This is a genomic window from Sutterella parvirubra YIT 11816 (genome assembly GCF_000250875.1).
GTDB classification, from domain to species: Bacteria; Pseudomonadota; Gammaproteobacteria; order Burkholderiales; family Burkholderiaceae_F; genus Sutterella; species Sutterella parvirubra.
This window is the reverse complement of record NZ_JH604975.1, coordinates 5,318-12,459: the sequence shown is the minus strand read 5'-3', so window position 1 is coordinate 12,459 and position 7,142 is coordinate 5,318. Positions and strand designations below refer to the sequence as shown.

6 protein-coding genes are annotated in these 7,142 nt (G+C 65.9%); 2 read left to right on the top strand and 4 right to left on the bottom strand.

From position 1 onward, the window contains the following. Positions 1–249 precede the first annotated feature (249 nt). Both HMPREF9440_RS06105 and HMPREF9440_RS06100 read right to left on the bottom strand, forming a co-directional pair. Positions 250–1,419, bottom strand: a complete 1,170-nt coding sequence (locus tag HMPREF9440_RS06105) for a M20 metallopeptidase family protein (RefSeq protein ID WP_008542511.1) — start codon at positions 1,417–1,419, stop codon at positions 250–252. A 495-nt stretch (positions 1,420–1,914) separates the two neighbouring features. After that, the gene (locus HMPREF9440_RS06100) at positions 1,915–2,871 is read right to left on the bottom strand and encodes a DMT family transporter (protein WP_008542509.1); all 957 of its coding nucleotides are present in this window, start codon (positions 2,869–2,871) and stop codon (positions 1,915–1,917) included. A 412-nt stretch (positions 2,872–3,283) separates the two neighbouring features. Between HMPREF9440_RS06100 and HMPREF9440_RS06095 the strand changes: the two genes are divergently transcribed. Then, positions 3,284–4,126, top strand: coding sequence for an AzlC family ABC transporter permease (locus tag HMPREF9440_RS06095; protein ID WP_157180696.1), 843 nt, complete (start codon positions 3,284–3,286; stop codon positions 4,124–4,126). Further along, positions 4,123–4,464 carry an AzlD family protein gene (locus HMPREF9440_RS06090; protein ID WP_008542507.1) on the top strand — a complete coding sequence of 114 codons (342 nt, stop codon included), beginning with the start codon at positions 4,123–4,125 and terminating at the stop codon, positions 4,462–4,464. The genes HMPREF9440_RS06095 and HMPREF9440_RS06090 overlap by 4 nt, the downstream gene beginning before the upstream one ends. 543 nt (positions 4,465–5,007) lie before the next feature. Here HMPREF9440_RS06090 and HMPREF9440_RS06080 read toward each other — a convergent pair. Both HMPREF9440_RS06080 and HMPREF9440_RS06075 read right to left on the bottom strand, forming a co-directional pair. Continuing rightward, positions 5,008–6,504 (bottom strand): sensor histidine kinase, encoded by a 1,497-nt coding sequence (locus HMPREF9440_RS06080; RefSeq protein WP_008542504.1) that lies wholly within the window; start codon positions 6,502–6,504, stop codon positions 5,008–5,010. 48 nt (positions 6,505–6,552) lie between these two features. Further along, the coding region (locus HMPREF9440_RS06075; RefSeq protein ID WP_008542502.1) for a response regulator transcription factor at positions 6,553–7,142 on the bottom strand (590 nt) is incomplete at its 5' end.

The window sequence follows — 7,142 nt, the reverse complement described above, 5'->3', positions numbered from 1 at the left end:
GCGAATGCTGATGGTGGTGTTCGCCATAAGTTCCTCCTAAACGACCTTTCCTGTTTGGTCATTGTATAACAAAACGCATACAACGCAATGCATTGCAACGCAACTTTCGTACCTTCAATCTGAAACGGACTGTTGGTTTTGCCTGCCATCGAATCCCGATAGAAAGCAGAAGATCCTCCCTCTTCCAGCACGTGAAAAGGCGGCCTTTCCGAAGGATCGGCCGCCTCTTCGTCACCACGTTCCCAACGCTCAGCCGTTGAGATAGTCGAGCGCCATCGCAACCTCCACCCGCACGCCGACGGGCAGCGCCTCCTCGCGCACGCGGAAGGACGGATGGTGATTCGAGTACGGGCACCCCTCCTCGGCGCTCCCGCAGCCCAGGATCAGGTAGACGCCGGGGGCTTCCGCCGAGAAGGCCGAGAAGTCCTCGCTCGCGCTCATGCCGTGCCAGGTGCCGACGTTCTCCTCACCCAGGGTCTCGCGGCAGACCCGAAGCGCGCGGTTGATCATGTCGTCGGACTGCTCGATCGCGGCGTACCCCTGTTCCCACTCGACCTCGACCTTCGCGCCGTGGGCCTTCGCGACCGACTCGCAGATCGTGAAGATGCGCTCCTTGATGAGCTTCCTGTCTTCGGGATCCTTCGTGCGGGTGTTGAGCCCGATTTCAGCCGTCTGCGGGATGACGTTCACCACGGTCCCCGCGCGGAAGATCGTGGGCGAGACGACGGCGAAGTGTTCGGGGTTGATGTTCCGGGAGACGATCGTGTGGAGGGCCTGCACGATCTCCGCGCCCACGAGGATCGGATCGATCCCGGTGTGCGGAGCGGACCCGTGCGCGCCGCACCCTTCGATGCGGATCACGGCCGAGTCCGATGCGGTCGAGGCCTGCCTGTCGGTCGCGACCAAAATCGTGCCGGTCTTCGCGTTCCAGACGTGAAGTCCCACGACGGCGTCGACGCCTTCCATGACGCCCGCCGCCACCATATCGGCGGCGCCGCCCGGGATCTGCTCTTCGGCGTGCTGGAAGAAGAACTTCACGGTCCCCGAGAAGGCGTCGCGGTGTTGGGCCAAGACCTTTGCGGTCGCGAGCATCATCGCCATGTGGGCGTCATGCCCGCAGACGTGGGAGACGCCGGGGTTCTTGGATTTGAACGGAAGGTCCGAGGCCTCTTCGACGGGAAGCGCGTCGAGGTCGCAGCGAAGCGCGACGGTCTTCGTGGGCTTGTCCGTGGGCTTCGTCCCCTTGACCCACGCGACCAACGAGGTCTTCACCGGGCGCTCGATCCCGTCGACGCCGATGGCGCGGAGCTCTTCTTCGACGTAGGCGGACGTCGCCTCTTCGCGGTAGGCGAGCTCGGGATGCTCGTGGAGATGTCGGCGCCAGCGGATGAGATCGGTCTCGGGAACGTCGAAGTGCATGATGGTCCTCTTGGGAGTGGTCGCGGGGTTGGATCGCGTGCGGCGCTTTCGGCCCCGAAGCTATACGGGGTCCGAACGGCGGCACGAACAACCATCCTACGCCTCACCTTGGGAGGTCGCCTAGGCGAAAGTGCCTATTCGAGGCGGTGCCGCCGCACCGTTTCACCCCATCCCGAGCTTTCTCATGAGACCGCGCCGTCGCGCTTTGCCCTCTGCCCTCACCGGGCCGCCGATAAAAATCGAGGCCGCGGGCTCAGCGCCGACGACCTCTTCGCAGACCGAACAACCGAATCGTTAAGCGTCGGATTCAGTGTTCCTTGAGCCCTCCCGGCTTCACCGCGATCTCCGGGGTTCCGTCACCGGTCTCACGCGCCTCATCCGTTCGGCTCGAGGTGCATTCTGCCCGGGCGATGTGTCGAGGGGCTGACGGTTTCGTGAATTTTGGATGACAGGCGGCCGGGGCTGCGCTCAGCCTCAACCGCGGCTCCCTGCCCCTCAGCTCCGGCGCTTCACGGCGGACTTCAGAACGCCGCTCCCCTGCACCGTCACGAGTCCGAGGAGCACCAGCACCGCTCCGATCACGAACCACACGTCGATCGATTCGCCCAGGAGCACCACGCCCATGGCGACGCCGAAGAGCGGCGTCATGAAGGCGAGGACGCCGAGCCTCGCGGCGAGGTACTTCCTCAGCATCCCGCACCAGACGAGGTAGCTCCCGAAGCTCACGATCAAGGTTTGGAAGATCAGGCTCGACCAGCCGATCAGCTCCGGCTCGAACTTGTTTTCGCCCGTCAAAAGCCCCAGGGGAAATAGGATCGCAAAGGCGACGGCCAGCTGCCAGAAGAGCATCTGCGACGACACCGCGTGGTTCATCGTGGTCGTGCGGATCGCCACCGTCGTCAGCCCCCAGGAGAGGCCGCCCAGGAGGCCGAGAACGTCCCCGAGGATCCACTCTTCAGGGAGCCCCGAGTCGGCGGAATTCATCAAAGCGGGAACCCCGAACGCCGTCACGATCCCGATGAAGGCGCAGGCGACGCCCGCCCATTGAACTTTGGAGAGCCGCTCCTCAGGGAGCTTCACCGCGAGGATCACGGCGGCGAAGAGCGGCGCCGTGTAGAGGAGCACCGCCATGTGCGAAGCGGAGGTGAAGCGGAGGCCTTCGGCGACGAAGAGGAATTCCCCGGTGAAGCCGAGCCCGGTGAGGAACCCGTGGAAGGGCTTCACGACGGTGTTCCAGGTCTCTTTGAGAACGTACCTGTTCCAGAGGAGCACGAGCGCCGCCGCGACGCCCGAGCGGATCGAGACCTGCATCATGGGCGAGACTTCGAGCCCCGCCGCCTTGATCGCGACCTGTTGGAGCCCCCAGATGAAGCAGAGAACGACGGCGGTCAGTACGGCGGCGCCGTCGACGGGACGGCGGATCGGCGCGGTCGGGATGCTGGGGGTCGGCATGAGGTCGCGGGAGAAATGCGGTTGGGAGAATTTTCCGGAAAGCGCTCGGGAGATGCGCCCCGCCAAGGCGCTCCGGGAAGCGCCCGATAGGATCGGGCAAGCCTTTTGGTCTTGGGCGTGAAGTATAGACCTGCGGCCTGCGGACCCTCCATACCGTTTTTCCGCATCGGCCGACACGAACCGCATCGGCCGCCGCGAAGGGGTCAGCGGGGATGAGGTGTTCACCTTAGGCGCGAACCCGCTCCCCTGGGCGAGAATGGATGATCCGCACGCTTTGGGGCCGCCGCAAGAGCCGACTCCAGAGCGGCCCCCGAAGAAGAAGAAGAGAGAAAGAAAGCCCATGTCCGACGAACACGTCCCTCACCAAGCGCCGCCGGCGGCAACGCCGCCGACGCCCTCCTCGTCCGAGTCCGTGACACCTTCGAAGCCTTCCGCCGCGTCGGAATTCTTCCGCGGCATCCGCACGGGCCTTCCCGTCCTGAGCGGGTGCCTGCCGCTCGGGTTCATCCTGGGAGTGGAGGCCGGGCGCAAGGGCATGACGCCGCTCTCCATCTGGATGATGACCAGTATCAACTACGCGGGCGGGAGCGAATTCGCGGCCGTGGCGCTCTGGAGCGCCGCGCCCCCGATGTTAGTCGTGTGGCTGACGACGTGGCTCATCAACTCGCGCCACATCGTGATGGGGGCGTCGTTGTCGCTCTACGCGCGGCACCTCCCCGCCAAAACGAACGCCTTCATCTACTTTCTGATGTGCGACGAGGTTTGGGCGATCGGGAGCGCCGACATCAAGCGGAGGTCGGAAGCGGGCGTGCCCGCCCGTGAACTCCTGTCGCTGCCGTTTTATGTCGCCGTGGGCTTGATGTTCTGGTCCTGCTGGGCCTTGTCCGCGGCGGCGGGCGCCTGGTTGGGAAGCGACCTCGGGGACCTCTCCCACTGGGGCGTGCAGATGGCGTTTCCCGCGACCTTCCTCTCGCTCCTCGCCATGATGTGGCCGGGGGTGAGAAAGTGCCACCCCATCGTGATTTCCGCGGTGGCGGCGGCGGTGACGAGCCTCGTGCTGCCGCCCCACTGGTGCGTCCTTTTGGCGACCCTCTGCGGGCTCGCCTGGGTGTGGTTCACGACGCCCGAGAAGGCGCAGGCACAGGCTGAAACCGAAGCGGAGCGTGAGGCCGAACGCGAGGCCGATGCGGCGCTGATCGCGGAACTTGAGAAGAACAACGGGACGAAGGACCAAAACCAGGAGGCCGCGCGATGACGGAATGGATCCAGAACCTCGGGTGGCCCAACCAGCTCGAATTCATCACGATGCTGGGGATGCTCGCCGCCACCTATTCGACGCGCGTCATCGGATGGCTCATTCTCCGGAACCGCGAGGTCTCGCCCCGCTTCGAGGCGGTCTTGAAGGCGAGCCCCGGCTGCGTGATGGCGGCGATCGTCGCGCCCGCCTTCATGACGCGGGACCCCGTGATGCTGGGGGCGCTTTTGGTCACCGTGGTGCTCGCGAAGAAGACGAATCTGCCGGTGACCGTCGTGGGATCGATCGCGGCCTACGCGGCGCTGCGGGCCGGGGCGGCGGCGTTGGGGGTCGTCTGAGGAGATTTCCCCCCGGCGGAGTCCGGACAAAACGTACAGTAGAGTCCGGACAAATCGTAAAGTAGAACGCGGACAAATCCTTTTCGGTCTCCACTCCGCCGTATTCGGCGGTCGTCGTCAATTTCCGCCCTATCCTTTGTGAGCAACGATTGCCGCGGAAGGCCTCATGTCAGGTGTCTTAGCGAAATGGGGCATCCTGGGGTTAGAAAACGCGGGCGGTGCGCTCTCCTCAGCGACCTTAGTGCCGCACCGTTACCGGAGGTTTCCGGGGCGGTTTTCACTGAACCAATGCCGCCGAGCAACAATCCCGACATGTCGGGCGGAAACGACGGAAAACGAAACCGATGCGCCCGCGGCGCATGTGCCGAAAACGACAAAGCGCGACGCCTGCGGGCCCGTCGACCTCTTCCCGATCGGGAAGACGACGCTGAAGAGGACGCCGAAAACGGTGAAGAAGGCGAAGACGCCGAAGGCCCCGGGGACGCGCCGCCGGAGCCTTCTCTCCGGGTTGGGTTCGGAGGGGTTCAACGCGGTCAACCCCGATCAGATGATCTCGGTCTTCCGGTCCAAACGCTCGACCTTCGCGACCTTGACGAGTTCGATCTCGAAGACCGCCCCGATGTGCCCGTCCGAAGCTTCCCTCAGGACCGCCGCGGCCTCGGGGTTGGCTTCGGCCCACTTCTCGGGGTCGGCGACCGTGAGCCCCCACCCGCAGCGCTCCGCGACCTTCATCGCGATGGCGAGCCCGAGCCCCAAACCTTCGGTGCGGATGTTCCCGGGCGCGACGGGGGACGCCCCCTTCTTTTCCTCCTGGGTCCGCGCGGCGGCGCCGCGCATCATCGGGTCGAAGATCCGGGCGGCTTCGTCTTTGCCGAGCCCGGGCCCCGTGTCCGCGACGGCGAGCCCGGTGTCGGTGACGGCCACGAGCACCATGCCCTTCTCCGTGTACCGCACGGCGTTCTTCACGAGGTTCCCGAGCACGGTCATCAGGTGGCGCGCCGGGAAGCGCTTGCCTTCCAAGAGGTTCTCGCCCTTCCGGTGGGGAAGCGCGGCGGTTTCGAAGAGTTCGAGCCGGAGGTTCTTCGCGCGGGCGCGGGGCTCCCACGCTTCCTGCACGGCGTCGACGACTTCGGTCGCCTCCGCCCCGCGGTTCGTTGAGAGCGCCGGACCCTCGGTGCGGGCGAGCTCCAGAAAGAGGTCGATCATCTCGCCCATCGCGCGGGCGTTCGTGCGGATTCTCTCGACGTGGCGGCGCTCGCGCTCGGACAAGTCGGCCATGCTGAGAAGCTCACCCGAGGTTTCGATGACGGTCAAGGGCGTGCGCAGTTCATGGCTCACGTCCCTGGTGAAGGCCTTCTCACGGTCCAAAGCCTCATAGAGCTCCCGCATCGCGCGGTCGCAGAGGCGCGCCAACTGCCCCACTTCGTCGTTCGAGACGTCGGCCGCCAAGGGGACGTACTTCTTCGCGCCCACCTGTCGGCGCACGGCCCAGCTCAAGCGTTCAATGGGAGAGAGCACGGCCGCGGCCAGGAGCCCGCCCACGACGAGCGAGACCGCGAGCACCACGAAGACGCTCGCCCACGTGAAGCGCATGATCCAGATTTCCTGCGCCTCGAAGCGCGCTTGGTCGAGCGTCACCGCGATGACGCCGGCCACCACCGTGCGCTTGTAGAGGAAGGCCGGGGGGTCGAGCAGCTCGGAGAAGCCGTCGTGCGCCTCCCGGAAGGCTTCAGGCATCGGCGGGACCGTGGTCTCGCGCCAGCGGTCGCCGGCGGGACCGGGCACCGGGTCCAGATAGAGCGCCCACCCGTCCTGGAGTTTCGGCGTGCGGCCGCGCGCCAGCACCTGCTCGACGCGCACCGACTCGTCCGTCATCCCGCGGGTCATCAGCTCTTCTTCGGTGAATTCGACGACGCGAATCACGGCCCAGGCGTAAGCGAGGGCCGTGACGGTCATGAGGAGGACGAAGGCGAGGAGAATTCGCCCCCGGAGGCCGATGCGCCCCCAGAGGTGCGCGAGCGGCCGAAGCGATCGGGGCATGGGCTGGGACGGCTCCTAATCGTTGACGGTGTTTCGGGCGGGCGGCGCTCAGTCCTCTTCGTCCGAGATCGACCACCCGAGGCCCGGGTGCGTGCGGATGAGCGCCTTCGGGAAGGGCTTGTCGACCGCCTGGCGGAGAAGATAGAGGTTGCTGCGGAGCGAATCCGTGGCGGGCGGTCGGCCCGCCCAGATGCGCTCTTCGATGACGGCGCGCTCGACGACGGCGGGGCTCCGGAGCATCAGCATCTTCAAAAGCCTCCGGCAGGTGGGATTGAGCTTAATCACCACGCCCCCGCGCGAGACGCGCTCGGCGTTCAAATCGTAAACCAAATCGCCCACCTTGAGGCGGTCGGTGGAGCCCCCGAAGGCGCGCCTGAGGAGCGCCTCGATGCGCGCCGCAAGTTCCCTCAGGCTGAAGGGCTTCACGACGTAGTCGTCGGCGCCTCCCGTCAACCCCGCCACGCGGTCTTCGATGGCGTCGCGGGCCGTCAGCATCAGAACCGGGATCTTCATCCCCCGGCTTCTGAGACTCCTGCAGAGCGCCACGCCGTCGACGTCGGGAAGACCCACGTCCAAAACGATCAGGTCGAACCCCGCGGCGCGCTCCAGGCGCTCGACCGCCGCCGTCCCCGTCGTCG

Excerpts from the sequence above, each read along its gene's own strand:
- HMPREF9440_RS06105 (WP_008542511.1), bottom strand. The coding sequence starts at position 1,419 with ATGCACTTCGACGTTCCCGAGACCGATCTCATCCGCTGGCGCCGACAT.
- HMPREF9440_RS06090 (WP_008542507.1), top strand. The coding sequence starts at position 4,123 with ATGACGGAATGGATCCAGAACCTCGGGTGGCCCAACCAGCTCGAATTC.
- HMPREF9440_RS06100 (WP_008542509.1), bottom strand. The coding sequence starts at position 2,871 with ATGCCGACCCCCAGCATCCCGACCGCGCCGATCCGCCGTCCCGTCGAC.
- HMPREF9440_RS06080 (WP_008542504.1), bottom strand. The coding sequence starts at position 6,504 with ATGCCCCGATCGCTTCGGCCGCTCGCGCACCTCTGGGGGCGCATCGGC.